This window comes from Empedobacter sp. UBA7248, from assembly GCF_002472945.1.
GTDB classification, from domain to species: Bacteria; Bacteroidota; Bacteroidia; order Flavobacteriales; family Weeksellaceae; genus Empedobacter; species Empedobacter falsenii_C.
Map to the genome: position 1 here is coordinate 311,671 of NZ_DKSU01000014.1, position 17,836 is coordinate 329,506.

15 protein-coding genes are annotated in these 17,836 nt (G+C 32.4%); 8 read left to right on the forward strand and 7 right to left on the reverse strand.

Annotated features, from left to right (window positions below; translation table 11 throughout):
- Positions 1–46: 46 nt before the first annotated feature.
- Positions 47–1,060, forward strand: coding sequence for a hypothetical protein (locus B4A23_RS13860; RefSeq protein ID WP_291120846.1), 1,014 nt, complete (start codon positions 47–49; stop codon positions 1,058–1,060).
- Between the two features lie 37 nt (positions 1,061–1,097).
- Here B4A23_RS13860 and B4A23_RS13865 read toward each other — a convergent pair whose 3' ends face one another.
- Positions 1,098–2,159, reverse strand: coding sequence for an acyl-CoA reductase (locus B4A23_RS13865; protein WP_291120848.1), 1,062 nt, complete (start codon positions 2,157–2,159; stop codon positions 1,098–1,100).
- A 62-nt stretch (positions 2,160–2,221) separates the two neighbouring features.
- Between B4A23_RS13865 and B4A23_RS13870 the strand changes: the two genes are divergently transcribed.
- Entirely contained in the window at positions 2,222–2,572 is a 351-nt protein-coding gene (locus B4A23_RS13870; RefSeq protein ID WP_114999046.1) for a 4Fe-4S dicluster domain-containing protein, read from the forward strand.
- A 204-nt stretch (positions 2,573–2,776) separates the two neighbouring features.
- On the opposite strand, the gene gldG is transcribed toward B4A23_RS13870, so the two are convergent.
- The 4 genes from gldG to B4A23_RS13890 are packed head-to-tail and all read right to left on the reverse strand — an operon-like array spanning position 2,777 to position 6,607.
- On the reverse strand, positions 2,777–4,444 hold the full coding sequence (gldG, locus tag B4A23_RS13875; RefSeq protein WP_291120850.1) for a gliding motility-associated ABC transporter substrate-binding protein GldG: 1,668 nt from the start codon (positions 4,442–4,444) through the stop codon (positions 2,777–2,779).
- 4 nt (positions 4,445–4,448) lie between these two features.
- Positions 4,449–5,177, reverse strand: a complete 729-nt coding sequence (locus B4A23_RS13880) for an ABC transporter permease subunit (RefSeq protein ID WP_291120852.1) — start codon at positions 5,175–5,177, stop codon at positions 4,449–4,451.
- A 1-nt stretch (position 5,178) separates the two neighbouring features.
- Positions 5,179–5,724 carry a CopD family protein gene (locus B4A23_RS13885; RefSeq protein ID WP_038337072.1) on the reverse strand — a complete coding sequence of 182 codons (546 nt, stop codon included), beginning with the start codon at positions 5,722–5,724 and terminating at the stop codon, positions 5,179–5,181.
- A gap of 40 nt (positions 5,725–5,764) precedes the next feature.
- On the reverse strand, positions 5,765–6,607 hold the full coding sequence (locus B4A23_RS13890; protein ID WP_291065885.1) for an SAM hydrolase/SAM-dependent halogenase family protein: 843 nt from the start codon (positions 6,605–6,607) through the stop codon (positions 5,765–5,767).
- A gap of 76 nt (positions 6,608–6,683) precedes the next feature.
- On the opposite strand from B4A23_RS13890, the gene B4A23_RS13895 reads away from it, so the two are divergent.
- Positions 6,684–7,658 (forward strand): PhoH family protein, encoded by a 975-nt coding sequence (locus B4A23_RS13895; protein ID WP_038337083.1) that lies wholly within the window; start codon positions 6,684–6,686, stop codon positions 7,656–7,658.
- A 67-nt stretch (positions 7,659–7,725) separates the two neighbouring features.
- On the opposite strand, the gene B4A23_RS13900 is transcribed toward B4A23_RS13895, so the two are convergent.
- Entirely contained in the window at positions 7,726–7,899 is a 174-nt protein-coding gene (locus B4A23_RS13900) for a hypothetical protein (protein ID WP_180905924.1), read from the reverse strand.
- Positions 7,900–8,124: 225 nt separating this feature from the next.
- Here B4A23_RS13900 and B4A23_RS13905 point away from each other — a divergent pair, with 225 nt between their 5' ends.
- On the forward strand, positions 8,125–11,061 hold the full coding sequence (locus B4A23_RS13905) for a VIT domain-containing protein (RefSeq protein ID WP_291120854.1): 2,937 nt from the start codon (positions 8,125–8,127) through the stop codon (positions 11,059–11,061).
- Positions 11,062–11,175: 114 nt separating this feature from the next.
- Here the strand turns inward: B4A23_RS13905 and B4A23_RS13910 are convergent, their stop codons facing one another.
- Entirely contained in the window at positions 11,176–12,702 is a 1,527-nt protein-coding gene (locus tag B4A23_RS13910; protein WP_286500923.1) for a YifB family Mg chelatase-like AAA ATPase, read from the reverse strand.
- Positions 12,703–12,809: 107 nt separating this feature from the next.
- On the opposite strand from B4A23_RS13910, the gene B4A23_RS13915 reads away from it, so the two are divergent.
- The 4 genes from B4A23_RS13915 to B4A23_RS13930 all read left to right on the forward strand — a co-directional run bounded on the left by B4A23_RS13915 (position 12,810) and on the right by B4A23_RS13930 (position 16,995).
- The gene (locus B4A23_RS13915) at positions 12,810–13,283 is read left to right on the forward strand and encodes a cytidine deaminase (protein ID WP_038337075.1); all 474 of its coding nucleotides are present in this window, start codon (positions 12,810–12,812) and stop codon (positions 13,281–13,283) included.
- A gap of 56 nt (positions 13,284–13,339) precedes the next feature.
- A complete protein-coding gene (gene pdhA, locus B4A23_RS13920) occupies positions 13,340–14,344 on the forward strand; it encodes a pyruvate dehydrogenase (acetyl-transferring) E1 component subunit alpha (protein WP_114999057.1) in 1,005 nt (334 codons plus the stop codon).
- A 5-nt stretch (positions 14,345–14,349) separates the two neighbouring features.
- Positions 14,350–15,954: a pyruvate dehydrogenase complex dihydrolipoamide acetyltransferase gene (locus B4A23_RS13925; RefSeq protein WP_291120857.1), complete on the forward strand. Its 1,605-nt coding sequence runs from the start codon at positions 14,350–14,352 to the stop codon at positions 15,952–15,954.
- 99 nt (positions 15,955–16,053) lie between these two features.
- Positions 16,054–16,995, forward strand: coding sequence for a YihY/virulence factor BrkB family protein (locus B4A23_RS13930; RefSeq protein WP_286514640.1), 942 nt, complete (start codon positions 16,054–16,056; stop codon positions 16,993–16,995).
- Positions 16,996–17,836 lie beyond the last annotated feature (841 nt).

Below are 17,836 nucleotides of genomic sequence, written 5' to 3' on the forward strand. Positions count from 1 at the left end.
TTTGTTTAAAATCAAATAACTTATATTTAGTTAATTAATAAAGTTTATGAAGAAATTATTTTTTTTATTTATATTATTTTCAATATCGCTTAATGCACAAATTATTAATCTTAAAATTTTAGATTTTGATAATTTGCCTCTTGATGACGCGGATATTTATTTTAAAACTTCGACAAAGAATTTCATTTCTGATATGGAAGGGAAGGTAGTTGTAGATTTATCAAATGTTAGTGGAAAAGATGAATTAATTATTTCCAAAAAAGATTATCAAGATGTAATTATTAAAGTAGCTGATTTGAAAGCTGATTTGAATGTTAAACTTGAAAAAATTAATGTAATTGAACTAAAAGAGGCTTTTGTATCTAATTTAAAAGTTGAGGATATTCTGAAAAAAGTAATCGATAATTATGAAGCAAATTATAATGTCGAAAAGTATTATTATTTAGTTGATTTTACTCAAGATGTACATTATGATAGTTTAGAAAGAGAGTATATTAATTTGGATTTAGAATTTAAATTTAATAAAGATAATTTGAAGATAAAATCAAGTAAAGAACCAAATAAAATTATTGATGTAAAAAGAGATAGAAAGGTTTATATAGTTTTAAGTGATTATTTTAAAAATATTTCAATTGGGAAAAATTTAAAACAAATACTCAATAATATTTCTGAAAACAAATATACTGTTAATCAATTGTTGGTTTCAAAATATTCAGAAAATACAGTTTATGTAATTACTTTAGAAAATGAAACAAAGCAAGTTTTATTAACAATAGATAAGTCTACTTTTGCAGTTATTGATTTTATTTCGAAGGCAACTCAAGTGAAAGATAAATATTCAGGTTTAGCAGAAATAAGTTATAAATTCAGACCATATCAAGATAAATGGATATTAAAAGAAAGTTCTGTGTTTTCGAAATTAGATGTTGATTTAGGTAAAGAAACAAATGTTAAAATTGATATTAAATTGAAAGTAGGAGATTTTAGTATAAATTCTTTCAAAGGTTTTAATAAAACTATTAATCCATATAAAGATTTAAGACTAAATTTTAAAGAATAATAAAAAACCTTCACAAATTTGTGAAGGTTTTTTAGTTTTATAACTCCGCCAAAAATTTCAGCGTATCAATATTATCGGCATAATCAGTTAATTTCGGGAATTGAGTTTGCCCAAATTCAACATAATTCGAATTGTCTTTCATATCGTTTCCAACCACGCATTGTATTTGATTCTCATTTTCGATCAAATAATTTTTTACATCATTCACATCTTCATAAACTTCAAAATTTACAACTGCAATAGGAGAATGTAAAGCTGTATCTTTTTTCATTAGAACAAAATTATTGTCTAAAAATTCATCTTTTCCTAACAAAAATATTGCACGATTGTAATCGTAATTATTTGCATATTTAGGATGGTTAATCACATCACCCCAAGAAAAAATAGCTTCGAATATCTTTGGTAATTGCGCTTCATCTTTTACATAAAGTTTGGTTACATTTCGGCAACCTAATCCAAAATAAATGAATATATCATCACCCAATTTTTTCAATTCTTCATCGGTTTCCGAACCATTTAATACAGCAACTGAAGTTCTATTTTTACGAATAATGTTAGGAACTTTACCAAAATATTGCTCAAAATAGCGTGCTGTGTTATTGCTTCCTGTTGCAATAACCACATCAAAATTTTCTAATCGTTCAACAGTTTGAATAATCGATTTGAAATTTTCATCAATCGAATACAAATATTTTATCGCTAATTTGATTAATTTATCATCTTTAGACGAAGTTTTAATCAACGCATTATTTCCAGAGATAACAACAGAAAGCAAATCATGAAAACCAACCAAAGGTAAATTTCCTGCCATTATAATTCCAACATTTTTTGGCATTTCAGCAAATGGATAATCTTTCGTCCAAGCCAATAAATTTTCTTTCGTTAAAGCTTTTGCCCAACTTTTCAAGGCTAACGTAATATTATCTTTTGTAAACCAATTGTTGTAGGCTTCTGCATCGCTCACCGCATATTCAGCTTCTTCTTTCCAATTCTCGAATTTTTCTGTCAGTTCTGTGTCTTTAATTGAATCATTATTTATAATAAAATTAAAAAACTGCCCCAATTCGTTAAATGCTGAAATCCTTTGTTCAAATGTCATTTTTTCTGAAAATTAAATGTAATTTTGTAGTTGCAAATGTAGGAAATAAAAAAACAGATACAATGGCTATAATTATTACAGATGAATGTATAAATTGTGGAGCTTGTGAGCCAGAATGTCCAAATAACGCGATTTATGAAGCTGCGGTAGATTGGAAATATTCTGATGGAACTTCTCTTAGCGGGACAATTGTAAACGTAGACGGCGCAACTTTTGATGCTGATGCGGTGCAAGATCCTGTGAGTGATGAGGTTTATTACATTGTTCCCGATAAATGTACTGAATGTAAAGGTTTCCACGAAGAACCACAATGTGCGGCAGTTTGTCCGGTGGATTGTTGTGTGCCTGATGATAACCACGTAGAAAGCGAGGAGCGCCTTTTGAGCAAAAAAGCGTTTATGCACTTAGAGTAAAATCGTCACAACTTTACATATAAAAACCTCTCAATTTGAGAGGTTTTTTTAGTTTTTGGGCAATCCCTTCGGGCGGGCTTTTCGTTCCAATCTTTTTCTCAAACTTCGACTTCGCTCAGTTATCAAAAAAGGATTTCCACTTCAATCCCTATTGCATTTTATTAATTTTCGAAACTCGAAACTCGAGCTTCGAAATTCGTTTTTTTAAGAATATCTTTTCTTTCTTATCCAAAATCCAATTCCAGCCAATAAACCAATAATAGCAGTTGGAACAAGTAAATTAATCATTTGCCAAGTCGATTTTTCTTGTAAAACAGTCGTTTCACTTAACAACGGAATTTCTAATTTACGATTACGTAAAGCTAAGAAATCAGAATCACCTAATAAATAATCCATCGCATTCATTACAAATGTTTGGTTAGCATATGTTTTCGGTTTTCCATCTGGATTATCTGGGCGAACCGAAAATTTATTTTCTCCTAATTGCATCGGGATTCCTCTCCACAAAGCATTTTTCAAAACATCTCCGTCCGAAATGACGATCATTTTTCCATCGGTAGTTTTCGGTTTGAAATTCGGAAATTCCTTACGTTCATAACGCGAAGCATAAGCCGAATTGAAATTACCTTCTAACAAAACTGCCATCGGAATTTTACCCATTTTATATTCTTCAGGATTCTCGATTTCTACTTCGTTTAATTGAATATAATTTAATGCAGGTTTCAAACTTGATTGTTCAGAAGAACTTAATAAAACGGTTTGTTTAATATTTGGATTTTTTAATAACTCGATTGGATTCGCAAATTGAAATAAAACAGGATCGATCGAACTTGTAATTGGGTTTTCTTCACCTTTAATTCCTAACTCAAAATAAGGCCAATTGTAATAATTGTAACTTGTATTTCCTGCAGTTTCACCATCAGCCAAAACAATTTGCGCCCCATTCATATCCTTGATAACAGCCGGATGAATACGAACACCATAATTGAATAAGAAATCATTTAACTTCAAATCTCTTGGAAAAGCAACGATTTTTCCACTTCGGAAAATAGAATCCATTTCAGCATCGACAGTTTCCACGGCCATCATCATTTTTCCGCCATTCATGATATATTGATCCAAAACCAATTTATCCATATCAGAAAAAGGTAATGTAGGTTTAGCGACAATTAAGGCGTCAAAACGTTTCAAACTATCCAAATCAGAAGGTTGTAAAGTAAACGATTTGTTTGCAATTGGATTTAGATAAATTTCAACATCATATTTTTCTGACAAAGCAGAACCTAATCCTTGAATATTAGCTTCTGGTAATTCATCATGATGAACGATAAAACCAACTCTTTTGCGCTCAAAATTGGTTGCTTTCTGAATTTTTTCTGCAAATAAATATTCTAATTTTTCTGTTGAAGCTAACGCTAACTTTTCGAATGGAGTAGAAGGATTATTGACCAAAACCTCCATATAAGTCGATTTATTGCCGTAAGTTAATTTTGCGTACGGATAAACATTCAAAATTCCTTTATCGGTTTTAATCGGAACTGGAGCCAATTTATTTTGCTCTAATTCGGCTTGTCCTAAATCCACAGGATCAACAAAAGAATAAGAAATATTGCTGTTTTTTTCGCGAAGTTCGTCTAATAAAAACTGAATTTCGTTCTTCAAAATTCTGTAATCGCCTGTTAAATCTCCACCCAAAAGAATTTCAATTTTAAGCGGTTGTTTTACATTTTCTATCAATTTTTCGGTTGTAGAAGTTAACGTAAAACGTTTGTCTTTCGTCATGTCAATTCGCGTATAAACAAATTGAGCGATGATAAAAAGCGCGATAAATGCGATGAAAGTAATTAGATGTTTTTTGTTTAATTTTTTCATGGCACTATTTTTTATTTTCAAGATTAACAATTGAAATTTGATTCAGAATTCCAATCAAAATCAAAAAGTAAAGTAAATCTCGTGTGTCAATAATTCCTTTCAAAAACTGGTTGTAATGTGTAAAACTTCCAATTTTTTGAACATAGAAATCCATCGAACCAAGTAAATTATATGACGCTAAACTTTCGAATCCATAAAAAATAATGAAGCAAAAGAAAACCGCCAAAACATAAGCCATTACTTGATTTTTGGTAATAGATGAAGTGAATAAACCAATTGCGGCGAATAAACTTCCTAGAAAGAAAAGTCCTAAATAGCCAGAAAAAATTGTTCCGTAATCTAGTTCTTGTTCAGGCATCAAAAATTCTTGCAACGTAATGGTGAACAAAAAAGTTGAAAGCAAACAAAAAATGACAACTGAAACGACTGCTAAATATTTGCCCCAAATAATTTGGTTGTTTTTTATAGGTAGTGTAAATAACCACAATAATGTGCCGTTTGCTTGCTCTTCCGCGATTAATTTCATCGTTAAAGCAGGAATCATGAATAGAAAAATCCAAGGTCCAACAAAGAAAAAACTGCTTAAAGAAGCATTTCCTGTATTGAAAACATTGAATTCGTTATCAAAAAACCAAAGGAATAAAACCGAAACGATAACAAATGTTACGGTTGCTAAATAAGCGGTGAAGCCTAAATAAAAATTGGAAAACTCTTTTTTGAAGATTGTCCACATGTTATTTTTTATTATTACGATTAATTAAACGCACAATAAGCATAAGTAGTATACCACAACCAAAGAAACTGACAATTGACCAATACCAATCTCGACCAAAATCTGTTTTTTGAATCACAGCAAACACGATAACAAATAATAAAATAGTCGCCAATTCGTTCATCATTCGTAGTTGAACAGAAGTGTATTTGAAAACTTTATTTTGAATTTGTTTCAACGTTCGCCAGCACCAAAAATGATAAATTAATAAAACACTTATCATCCCCAATTTACTTTTCATCCAAGGCATATGCAATAAACCTTGATTTTTGTAAAGCATATTCAATCCCATTGTAATCAAAATAACCAAAGCAGGAGCGGTAATTACATTCCATAATTTTTTCTCCATGTAGGTGTATTGATCCTGCAGAATTGATTTTTTTGGTTCTTCCATTTGTTGCGTTTCTGTATGATAAATCATCAAACGAACAATGTAAAATAAACCAGCAAAGTAACTTACCACGAAGATAACGTGTATTGCTTTGTATATTAAATAATTATAAGTCATATAGTTATTGTAAACTCTCTAATACTAAATTTTCTCAGCGTTAATTTTCAAATTCAATTGTAATTGTATCGTTTTTCTTCAATCCCATTAACTGATTTGCACCTCCTGATATCGTTGGATTACTTTTGTATAAAGTAACTTCTAAGAAACCTGCCGAATTAAACAAACACAATGTTCGCCCAAAAGCTTGCACTTCTTTGTTAAAATCTTGTACAACTTCGTTGTAATGCTCATAAATAACAGTAATATCGGTCATCGAGAAATCTTTCTGACGAAGCAAAATTTTATATTTTCTGTCTTGTGCAATTTCATCAAAAAAATCTTTCGAAATATTACTTACAACATTCCCAAAATGATCAATATAAATCACATTTCCTATGATAAATTTATCATCGCGATAAATTGGTTTCAACTCATTCAATTGTTTCATTTCGGTACGTTTGTTCCCTAAAAGAGCAGGAACTCCGCCACGCGCCAAGTGACACGCAACTGGTACAAAACAATTTTTCATTGGAAATAAACTGTCTATTCCTTCTGGATAAGCAGTGATTTCGTAAATTTCTTCTGGTTGATTTTTTTGGCAAATCAAGGATAAAATTCCATTATCTGCACAAATAAAATAATGATGATTGATTAATGCACAAATCGGCTTTTGATAAGGCGTACTTAAAGCATTAATTCCAATAATATGTATAGTTCCTTCAGGAAATTCCTCGTAAGAATTACGAATGATATAGGCAGCTTCAGATAAATCATAAGGATTAACATGATGCGAAATATCTACAATTGTAACATCGGCCAATTCCTTTAGAATTGCGCCTTTAACGCTAGAAACAAAGTAATCTTTGACTCCAAAATCCGATGTTAATGTAATAATTGCCACTATTCTCTAATAATTAGCAAATATATTGTTTATTATTCTTTATTTTTGTGTAAGTGAACCAAAAAAACAATCTCATTTGACAGAAATTAATATTGAATTAGCCGAAATTAATGCTCAAGATTTTTATGGTGCTAACAATGAACATCTAAAAAGAATCAAAGAATATTATCCAAAATTAAAGATTGTTGCTCGCGGAAGAGAGTTGACAGTATTTGGAAATGAAGATGTTCTGAAAGTATTTGACCAAAAAATGCAACGAGTAATTCAGCATATTCACAAATACAATCGACTATCTGATCGCGAACTCGAAATCATTATGACCGAAGATAATAATGAAATGCTTCAAATGAAAAAAGAAGACGAAATTATTGTACACGGTGTAAATGGTAAAATCATCAAACCTCAAACGCCTAATCAACAAAAGCTAGTGCAAACTGTTTACAACAAAGACATGGTGTTTGCAATTGGACCTGCTGGAACGGGAAAAACCTACACGGCTGTTGCGTTGGCGGTACAAGCGTTGAAGAACAAAGAAGTTCGCCGAATTATTATGACGCGTCCTGCCGTAGAAGCTGGAGAAAATTTAGGTTTTTTACCAGGTGATATGAAAGATAAATTAGATCCATATTTACAACCTTTGTATGATGCATTGAAAGATATGATTCCGTTCGAGAAGCTTTCGTCTTATACCGAAAAAGGAGTAATAGAAGTTGCGCCTTTAGCATTTATGCGTGGTCGAACGTTGGACGGAGCTTTTGTAATTCTTGATGAAGCACAAAATACAACCTATGCTCAGATGAAAATGTTTTTGACGCGTATGGGAAAAAATTCTAAGTTTATTATTACTGGAGATCCTGGTCAGGTCGATTTACCACCAAAACAAAAATCTGGTTTACGTGAAGCGATTAATATATTGAAAGATGTAAAAGATATCGGATTTATTTATTTGGATGATAAAGATGTTGTTCGACACAAAATTGTTCGCGAAGTCTTGAAAGCTTACAAAGTGAGTGAAGATAAAGAGCGAGAGAAAATAGATATTAAAAAATAAATCAAAAAGCCAATTGTTTCTAAGAACAATTGGCTTTTCGATTTAATATTTATGGCAGAATATTAAATTATTCTTTTAGTGGATTAGTTTTTAAAGTAAAACCTAAAATGTTAAATGCTAATCCTATTGGCAAAATCATTCCTGCAATTAAGCTCATTCTATTAGAATCAGAAAATTCTAAGATTAATAAAATTGAAGTTAATATTAAAACTAATCCCGTTATATATAATATATTTTTCATTTTATTATAAATTGTAATTCAATCAAATATAATGATTTATTTCTGATTTTTGTAAAAAAATATTCGATTCTAAAATCAAGTTCAGAAAGATAATTTTAATAATACGAATCAAGTAAATGTCATTCCGACGAAAGGAGGAATTTAAAATAAACTCAAAACTCAAAACTTTTTCTCATCAACCAACCTTTTTGTAATTTGTTGCATCTAACTTACAAATCAAACAATATGAAAAAGTTATTTTCTTTTTTCTTCGTTTTTGTTGGAATGCTTTTTTCGACAAAAATAAATGCGCAAGATATTCGAATAGGATTTCCGCGTATCGAAATCGGTGAGCGTCCAGACGAAAATTCTGTGAGTTTGCAATCGATGGATGTACAAGTTGAGATTTTTGGAAATTTAGCCAAAACGACAACAACTTTAGTTTTTACAAATTCATCAAATCGAAATCTCGAAGGGAATTTAGTTTTTCCTTTGCCCGAAAACACGACTGTTAGCGGATATGCAATTGATATTAATGGAAAACTTCGAAATGCGGTTCCTGTGACAAAAGCGCGTGCGGTTGAGGTTTTTGAAAGTATTCAGAAACAAAATGTCGATCCTGGAATCATCGAGAAAGTAGAAGGAAATAATTTTCGAACTCGTATTTCTCCGATTCCAGCAAAAGGGTCACGTATGATTCAGTTGTCGTATTACCAAGAATTGAAATTGGATAAATCGTCGTATCAATATCATTTGTCATTAGATTCTTCGAAGAAGATAGCGAAATTTAATTTGACAACAAAAGTGTACAATGCTACAGGGAAACCACAATTGGTTGAAACGCCAGATGGTTCGTTCAATTTTTCTGAAAATAGTAATATATATGAGGCGAATTTGTCGAAAACAGATTTTACGCCTAAAAAATCGTTGATTATTAATCTTCCGAAATCGCCGAATAATGTAGAATCTTTTGTTCAGAAAAATGTAGATGGTTCGGTTTATTTTTATGCGAATTCATTGGTTGAAGCGAAATCTCAACCTAAAGTTTGGTCGAAAAATATCGGAGTTATTTGGGATAATTCGTTAAGTGGTTTGAAACGAAATCATCAAAAAGAATTAGAATTTTTAGACAAAATTATTTCTAAACAAAAAAATCTAAATATTGAAGTTTCGTTATTGAATATTTCTTTGGAAAAATCGAGATTGTTTCAAATTAAAAATGGTGATTGGTCCGAATTGAAAAAATATTTGGAAAATGTGACGTATGATGGAGGAACAAATTATGCGAAAATTCTTCCAACAAACCTGAAAGCAGAGGAATATCTATTGTTTTCGGACGGAATTTCGTCTTTTGGCTCGAATATTTTTAACATCGATAAACCTTTTTATACAATTGCGTCTTCGCCGACTTCTAATTATGGCGTTTTGAAAATGATTGCGCAAAAAGTTGGAGGAAAATTTATCAATCTTAATGAAAATTCTGTAGAAAATGCGTTCAAACAAATCAATGAAAGTTCAGTTCAATTCTTAGGAATTATCAACAATACAGCGGGAGAAGTTTATCCAATTTCGACAAATGATGTGAATAATGGAATTTCGATTGCGGGAATTTCTCAGTATCCAAATGCAAAATTAACGATGATGTTTGGACGAAATGGAAAAGTAGAATTTAACAAAGAATTGGATTTGAGTAAAGCAACTCAAAATCTTGAAATCAGTAAAATTTGGGCACAAAGTAAAGTGAATTATTTGGAATTGAATCCAGAACAAAATAAAACAGAAATTGAAGAAATTGGAAAACAATTTTCTATTGTAACATCGAACACAAGTTTGATTGTTTTGGAAAATGTTTCGGATTATGTAAAGTATAAAATCAATCCACCAGCGGAATTGCAAAATGAATTTAATAAATTATCGAAACAAGGTTTTGAACAAAAAGAAACTCGAAAAGCTGATTTGTTGAAAAATGCAATTGCGAAAACAAAGGAATTGAAAGAGTGGTGGAAGAAAGATTTTAAATATGTAAAACCAAAATATCCAAAGCCTGTTGTGGATTCTGCTATGGCTATAGAAGAAACTGCGCAAGTGCAACATGTGATGCCAGAACCTAGAACAACAGCTGTAATGGAGAGTGAATCTAGTGCAGATATACAAGCTATGGTAGTTACAGCAAATGGAGTGAGAAGAGAATCGAGAAGTTTAGGTTATGCTTCGGCTAATTTTGTTTCTGATAAAAAAATGAAGGATCAATCATCAGCTTCGGTTCCAGAAATTAAAATCGTCAATGTAAAATCGGATAAAGAATATATGAAGTTGATAGAAGCGTCTAAAAATCCGTATCAAACTTATTTAGATTTGAGAAAAGATTATGCCGAAACGCCTGCGTATTATTTTGATGTGGCAACATTTTTCTTTCAGAAAAAAGAAAGAGAAACTGGTCTTAAAATTTTAAGTTCAATTGCAGATTTAGGTTTAGAAGATGCAGAATTGTATAAAATGTTAGCATACAAATTGAAAGAAATTGAGGAATATCAAACCGAATTATTTATCACGAAAAAAGTCTTGGATTGGCGACCTTTTGATGCGCAAAGTTATAGAGATTATGCATTGGCGTTGCAAGATAACGAGCAATATCAAACGGCTTTAGAATATCTGTATAAAGTATTAACGAATGATTATTCAGTAGAAATTGCCAATCGCGATCGCGATATTACAGAGATTATTGTGCCTGAAATTAATAATCTAGTTTCGCTTTATCGCAAAGAATTAGATTTATCGAAGATCAATAAAGATATCATTGCAGATATTCCAGTTGATATTCGTGTGGTGATGAATTGGAACAAAGATATGACGGATATTGATTTGTGGGTGACCGATCCAAATGGCGAAAAATGTTTCTACGGAAATCGTACAACTGGTATTGGTGGACGAATGAGCGAAGATGTAACGCAAGGTTTCGGACCAGAACAATTTATGTTAAAAAAAGCGATTAAAGGAAAATATAAAATTGAAACGAATTTTTTCGGAGAAAGACAAATGAGTATTTCGGGATCGACAACTATTTCGGCAGAGATTTACTTGATGTATAGCTCTGGAAAACAAGTGAAGAAAATGATTACTTTCCAAAATAACAAGCCAAATTCTGGTGGCGAAGGAATTTTGGTTGGTGAATTTGAATTTTAGTAAATGGAAAAGGAATCTTGAAAGAGATTCCTTTTTTTGTCAAGCTGTATTTATTTCAGAATGACAACGTATTTATATACATTTTACTTACATACATACTACATTTTACAACAGTCACATCCACTGATTACGATCCAAACTTCTGTACTGAATAGCTTCGCTAATATGTTTCGAAAGAATAGTTTCAGAATTATCTAAATCTGCAATTGTTCGTCCAACTCTAATAATTCGGTCATATGCACGAGCAGAAAGATTTAATTTTTCCATAACAACTTTGATTAAATTCTTAGAATGATCATCTAAATCACAAAAAGCATCCAATTCTTTTGGTCCCATTTGCGAGTTATAATGAACTTTTGTGTTTTCAAATCGTTTGGTCTGAATATTTCGTGCATTAATCACACGTTCACGAATCACAGCACTTTTTTCGCCACGACGTTCTTGCGATAAATCATCAAACGGAACAGGATTCACTTCGATATGTAAATCAATTCGGTCTAATAAAGGTCCAGAAATTTTGTTCATATAACGTTGCATTTCCGCTAAAGAGGAAGTGTTGTTTGGATCATCCATAAAATAACCACTTGGACTTGGATTCATGGAAGCAACTAACATAAAGCTTGCAGGGTAATTCACCGTGAATTTTGCTCTCGAAATTGTAACTTCTCGATCTTCCAAAGGTTGACGCATAACTTCTAAAACAGTTCGTTTAAATTCGGGTAATTCATCCAAAAACAAAACACCATTATGCGCTAAAGAAATTTCGCCAGGTTGTGGATAAGAACCGCCGCCGACTAAGGCCACGTCAGAAATAGAATGATGCGGACTAGAATAAGGACGACTTACAATGAGTGATTTGTTAGATAATTTTCCAGCAACGCTATGAATCTTTGTGGTTTCGAGTGCTTCTTGAATAGTCATTTTCGGAAGAATAGAAGCAATTCGTTTGGCTAACATTGTTTTTCCACTTCCAGGAGGACCAATCAAAATAATGTTATGCCCGCCCGCAGCTGCGATTTCCATCGCGCGTTTTACATTTTCTTGACCTTTTACATCTGCAAAATCGAAAGGATAATTATTCATTTCACTAAAAAAATAATCATCTAAATTGACTTGATGAGGTTGTAAAATAATATCTTCGTTAAAATAATCAACAACTTCTCTGATGTTATCAACCGCAAAAACATCGATTCCTTCTACAACCGCAGCTTCGTCTGCGTTTTGTTTGGGTAAAATAATTCCTTCGAAACCTTCTTCTTTTGCTTGTATTGCAATCGGTAAGGCTCCCTTTATAGGTCGAAGAGAACCATCGAGCGATAATTCGCCCATCATTATATATTTATTGAGTTGTTCAGAATTTACTTGTTCCGAAGCTGCTAAAATTCCAATTGCGATAGGTAAATCATAGGCTGAACCTTCTTTTTGTAAATCTGCTGGCGCCATATTGATCGTGATTTTTTTACCAGGTAATTTCAAATCAGAATTTTTTAGTGCAGCATTTATCCTAAAATTACTTTCTTTTATTGCGCTATCGGGCAAACCAACCAAATGATAACCGACACCTTGATCAATATTAACTTCCACAATAATGGTTTGTGCGGAAACTCCGAAAATAGCACTTGCAAAAATTTTTACCAACATAAAATCTTTTTTTATAAATTTACTTCCTTTTTCTATTGAATAAAATAGCTGAAAGGATTTAAGTATTTAATAATTAATTAAATAACACACTTCGGTGTAAATTCTATATGAAAAAAGAAAAATATTCTTTTGAATTTGAACGATTCGAGAGTAAATCTGAGCTTGCAGCAGAACAAAAAAAAGTAGTAGAAGAGGCTTATGATATTTCGTTGAATGCATATGCGCCTTATTCTAATTTCAATGTTGGTGCTTCTGTTCAATTAGAAAATGGAGAAATTTTTTCGAGTTCAAATCAAGAAAATGCTTCGTACCCAGTCGGAACTTGTGCCGAAAGAGGTTTATTGGCTTATGTAAATGCAAACTTCCCGAATATTAAAATTGAAAAATTGGCTGTTTCTACGCCAAATGTCAATTATCCATTGCCTCCATGCGGGATGTGTCGTCAATATATTTTAGAGATCGAAAAGAAGCAATCGCAACCAATCGAAATTATTTTATCTGGAAAAGAAGGTGATGTTTTGGTGATAAATTCTGCTAAAGATTTGCTTCCATTGCATTTTACTGATGAATTTTTAGGGTAGCAATTTTGTACACTAAATAGATTAGTTTAAATTTGTTCCAACGGAATTGTGCAATTATGGAAAAATTAACGCAAGAAACGTACCTACAATGGTATCGTGATATGACTTTTTGGCGTCGCTTCGAAGATAAGTGTCGTTCATTATATTTAAAGCAAAAAATTAGAGGTTTCTTACATTTATACAATGGACAAGAAGCTTTACCAGCTGGTTTTATTCATGCAATGAAACCTGGAGTAGATCATGTGATTACTGCTTATCGTTGTCACGTTTGGCCTATGGCTTTGGGTGTAGATCCAAAACGTATTTTGGCTGAATTATGTGGTAAAGAAACAGGAACTTCTCATGGTTTAGGAGGATCTATGCACGTTTTCAGTAAAGAACATAATTTTTATGGAGGACACGGAATCGTTGGTGGACAAATTCCATTAGGAGCAGGAATTGCTTTTGGTGATAAATTCTTCAACCGCGATGGTGTGACAATCTGTTTAATGGGAGATGGTGCAACTCGTCAAGGAACATTACATGAAACATTTAACATGGCGATGAACTGGAAATTACCAGTTGTTTTTGTGTGCGAAAACAATCAATACGCTATGGGAACTTCTGTTTCTCGTACTGCAAACCACGAAGATATTTGGAAATTAGGTTTAGGATACGAAATGCCTTGTATGCCTGTAGATGGTATGGATCCTGTAAAAGTTGCAGAAGCAGCTTACGAAGCTATCGAAAGAGCGCGTCGTGGAGATGGACCAACTTTCTTAGATGTACGTACATATCGTTATAGAGGTCACTCTATGTCTGATGCTGAGCCTTATCGTACAAAAGAAGAGGTAGAAGAGTACAAACAAGAAGATCCAATCTTGAATGTTGAGAATCATATCTTAGTAAACAATTGGGCAACTAAAGAACAATTAGATGCAATTGTTGATGAAGTAAAAGTGATGGTAGAAGAATGTGCAGAATTTGCAGAAAACTCTAACTATCCAGAAGAACACGTAATGTATGATTATATCTATTCAGAAGAAAATTATCCATTCTTAGATAAAATCGAAAACAACTAAAAACCATGGCAGAAATTATTACAATGCCTCGCTTAAGCGATACAATGGAAGAAGGAACTGTTGTAAAATGGCACAAAAATGTAGGAGATAAAATTGCTGAGGGTGATATCTTAGCAGAAATCGAAACAGATAAAGCAATCCAAGAATTCGAATCAGAATTTGACGGAGTATTATTATATCAAGGTGTTGCAGAAGGTGTATCAACAAATGTTGATGAGGTTTTAGCAATTATCGGAAATGAAGGAGAAGATATTTCAGGTTTAATCGGAGGTGGAGCAAAAGCGACTACTGAAGTGAAAGAAGAAAAATCAACTCCCAGCGAAACAAAAACAGAAGAAGCAAAACCTACTGCAGAAATTCCTGCAAATGTGGAAGTAATTACAATGCCTCGTCTTTCTGATACAATGGAAGAAGGAACTGTAGTTGTTTGGCACAAAAATGTTGGAGATCAAGTTTCGGAAGGTGATATTTTAGCAGAAATTGAAACAGATAAAGCAGTTCAAGAATTCGAATCAGAATTTGATGGTGTTTTATTATATCAAGGAGCTAAAGTGAACGAGCCTGCGCCAGTAGATACTGTTTTAGCAATTATTGGTGAAGCTGGTACTGACGTTTCTGCAATTGTAGCAAACGGAGGTAAAGTTGCTGCTCCTGCAGCTTCTACGGAAGTTGTTGATGACGAAAAACCAGTAGTTGTTCAGTTAGATGTAAATAATAAGGTTGAAGAAACTTCTTCTTCTGATCGTATTTTTGCATCACCATTAGCAAAAACAATTGCAAAAGATAAAGGAATTAATTTAGCTGAGGTAAAAGGTTCTGGTGATAATGGACGTATCGTGAAAAAAGATATTGAAAATTATCAACCATCTGCTCAACCAAAAGCGGAAGCAAAATCTGACGCAGTTAAACCTGCTCAAACTTTTGTTTCTGGAGAAGATAAAGTGATTCCAAATTCTCAAATGAGAAAAGTGATCGCAAAACGTCTAGCTGAATCTAAATTTACAGCTCCTCATTATTATTTAAATGTTGAGTTGGATATGGATAACGCAATCGAAGCGCGTAAACAATTAAACTCTGTTCCAGATACTAAAATTTCGTTCAACGATATGGTTGTTAAAGCATGTGCTATGGCGTTACGCAAACATCCAGCTGTAAATTCTACTTGGACAGATGCAGAAATTATTCAACACGGAGATATCAATATCGGTGTTGCAGTTGCTGTAGAAGATGGTTTATTGGTTCCTGTTGTTAAAAATACAGATCAAAAATCATTTGCTCAAATTTCTGCTGAGGTTAAAGATTATGCAGGTCGTGCAAGAGATCGTAAATTAAAAGCTGACGAAATGGACAAATCTACTTTCTCAGTTTCTAACTTAGGAATGTTTGGAATCGAATCATTCACATCGATTATCAATCAACCAAACTCTTGTATCTTATCAGTTGGTGCAATTATTCAAAAACCAGTTGTAAAAGACGGACAAATTGTAGTTGGTAACACAATGAAATTGTCTTTAGCTTGTGATCACAGAACAGTAGACGGAGCAACAGGTGCACAATTCTTACAAACGCTAAGAATGTACATCGAAAATCCTGTTACAATGTTAGTGTAAGCTAAGATTTAAGATATATTTTTAAAGACCATTCATCGAATGGTCTTTTTTTTGTTATAGATTTTATGAATTTGTATCTTTAATCTCTAAACCAATTTAATGAAGCAACTAAAATTCTACTTTAATATTTTAAAACAGACAATTGTCGAATTTGGTGAAGACCGAATTATGAAATTGAGTGCTTCGTTAACGTATTACGCATTATTTTCACTTTCTCCATTAATTCTGATTGTAATTTCCAGTGCAAGTTTATTCTTTAAGAAAGATGCTATCGAAAACCGAATGTTTTATGAGCTTAAAAATATTGTTGGTCCAGATGTCGCTTTAGCTGTACAAAATTTTGTCACAAATTCTACCATTTCAGGAGATAGTTCGCTTGCATTATATATAGGTATCGGAATTTTGATTTTTGGTTCTACAACAATGTTCACCGATATGCAAGATAGCCTCAATCTCATTTGGCGTGTCGAAGCAGTTCCGAGAAGAGCATGGTTAAAATTTGTGATCAACAGAGGTTTGTCCTTTCTTATTATTCTATCGCTTGGAATCGTACTTATCGCAACGGTAATTCTCAACAGTGTTTTGGTTTCATTTGGTGAAGAAATTTTCAGTATTTTCGAACTCGATACCATTATGACGAAGACCACAGTTATTCTTCTTAATAATACATTGAGTATTTCAATCTCTATTTTGATATTTTATATTCTCTTCAAAATTCTTCCCGATGCACGTATCAAATCAAAGCCAGCTTTTGTTGGAGCGGTTTTTACGGCGATTCTATTCTTTATTGCAAAATATTTGATTGGCATTTATATAGCAAACTCAAAATATTCTACCATTTTTGGATCAGCAGGTTCGTTGGTTATTCTTTTGTTGTGGATTTATTATGTTGCAACAATTCTATATTTCGGAGCAAAATTCACAAAAGTGTTTGCCGAAGCCAAAGGTTACCCAATTATTCCAAAGCGAAATGCTAAGCTTAGAAAAGTATCTTTTGTAGATCATATTGCAGAAAAACACGATTACGAAAGTATCGATTAATAATAGATGAATGATTTTTCTTGAAAAAACAATTGTCGCGAAGCGACAATTTCTCCCGAGTCGATAACCACAAAGTATCCGCTGTTACTTTGCTTAATTCAGCAAACCATCACCGTCTAATCATTTCTTGCGGTAATAACAATATTCACGTACGTCCTGCTGAATTCGTTTCAGCATCACATCATGAAACTATCCCCTCGAGGTGATTGTAGGGGTGTTTTTTTAGTTCAGAGTAGTAAGTAATGAGTTCTAAGTTTCGAGAAATAAAAAAAAGTATACTATATATGAATACATGCTTTCCATATAAAATTTTCTAAAACCTCTCCAAGAACTATCTCCACCCAGTCCTGCTGAACTCGTTTCAGCATCACATCCAAATAATCAAAAACAAATTTTCTTATTTTTAACTAAAATCGAAAAAATGACCTTTCAATAAAAAGGCGTTCATAAATGAAGAAATTCGAAGCGAAGAAAAAGATTTAGCCGATAGGTTTTTAAATCTTTTCGCGCAGAATGATTCATTTTAGCCTTTTTGTTGAGGTCTTGATTTTTTGATTCGTTTTGTATCAAGACAAAATGAAAGTATTTTCCTTTGTTATTCTATATATTCCACTAAATCCCCACAATCTTCCATTCGTAAATCCAAAATTGTCACTCGTAAATCATCCATTTCTCGTCTAAAATTATCGATCTCCCGTTTTAAATCAAAAAAAATCAAAAAAAATCAAAAAAAATCAAAAAATATTTTGCATCATACCAATCACTTAAGGGAAGAATGTAAAATAAATGTAAATTATGTTTGGAAAAACGGAAAAAGGGTGCGTATATTTGCAACCTCAAT

Coding starts and splice junctions, on each gene's coding strand:
- B4A23_RS13860 (WP_291120846.1), top strand. CDS start 47: ATGAAGAAATTATTTTTTTTATTTATATTATTTTCAATATCGCTTAAT.
- B4A23_RS13865 (WP_291120848.1), bottom strand. CDS start 2,159: ATGACATTTGAACAAAGGATTTCAGCATTTAACGAATTGGGGCAGTTT.
- B4A23_RS13870 (WP_114999046.1), top strand. CDS start 2,222: ATGGCTATAATTATTACAGATGAATGTATAAATTGTGGAGCTTGTGAG.
- gldG (WP_291120850.1), bottom strand. CDS start 4,444: ATGAAAAAATTAAACAAAAAACATCTAATTACTTTCATCGCATTTATC.
- B4A23_RS13880 (WP_291120852.1), bottom strand. CDS start 5,177: ATGTGGACAATCTTCAAAAAAGAGTTTTCCAATTTTTATTTAGGCTTC.
- B4A23_RS13885 (WP_038337072.1), bottom strand. CDS start 5,724: ATGACTTATAATTATTTAATATACAAAGCAATACACGTTATCTTCGTG.
- B4A23_RS13900 (WP_180905924.1), bottom strand. CDS start 7,899: ATGAAAAATATATTATATATAACGGGATTAGTTTTAATATTAACTTCA.
- B4A23_RS13905 (WP_291120854.1), top strand. CDS start 8,125: ATGAAAAAGTTATTTTCTTTTTTCTTCGTTTTTGTTGGAATGCTTTTT.
- B4A23_RS13910 (WP_286500923.1), bottom strand. CDS start 12,702: ATGTTGGTAAAAATTTTTGCAAGTGCTATTTTCGGAGTTTCCGCACAA.
- B4A23_RS13915 (WP_038337075.1), top strand. CDS start 12,810: ATGAAAAAAGAAAAATATTCTTTTGAATTTGAACGATTCGAGAGTAAA.
- pdhA (WP_114999057.1), top strand. CDS start 13,340: ATGGAAAAATTAACGCAAGAAACGTACCTACAATGGTATCGTGATATG.
- B4A23_RS13925 (WP_291120857.1), top strand. CDS start 14,350: ATGGCAGAAATTATTACAATGCCTCGCTTAAGCGATACAATGGAAGAA.
- B4A23_RS13930 (WP_286514640.1), top strand. CDS start 16,054: ATGAAGCAACTAAAATTCTACTTTAATATTTTAAAACAGACAATTGTC.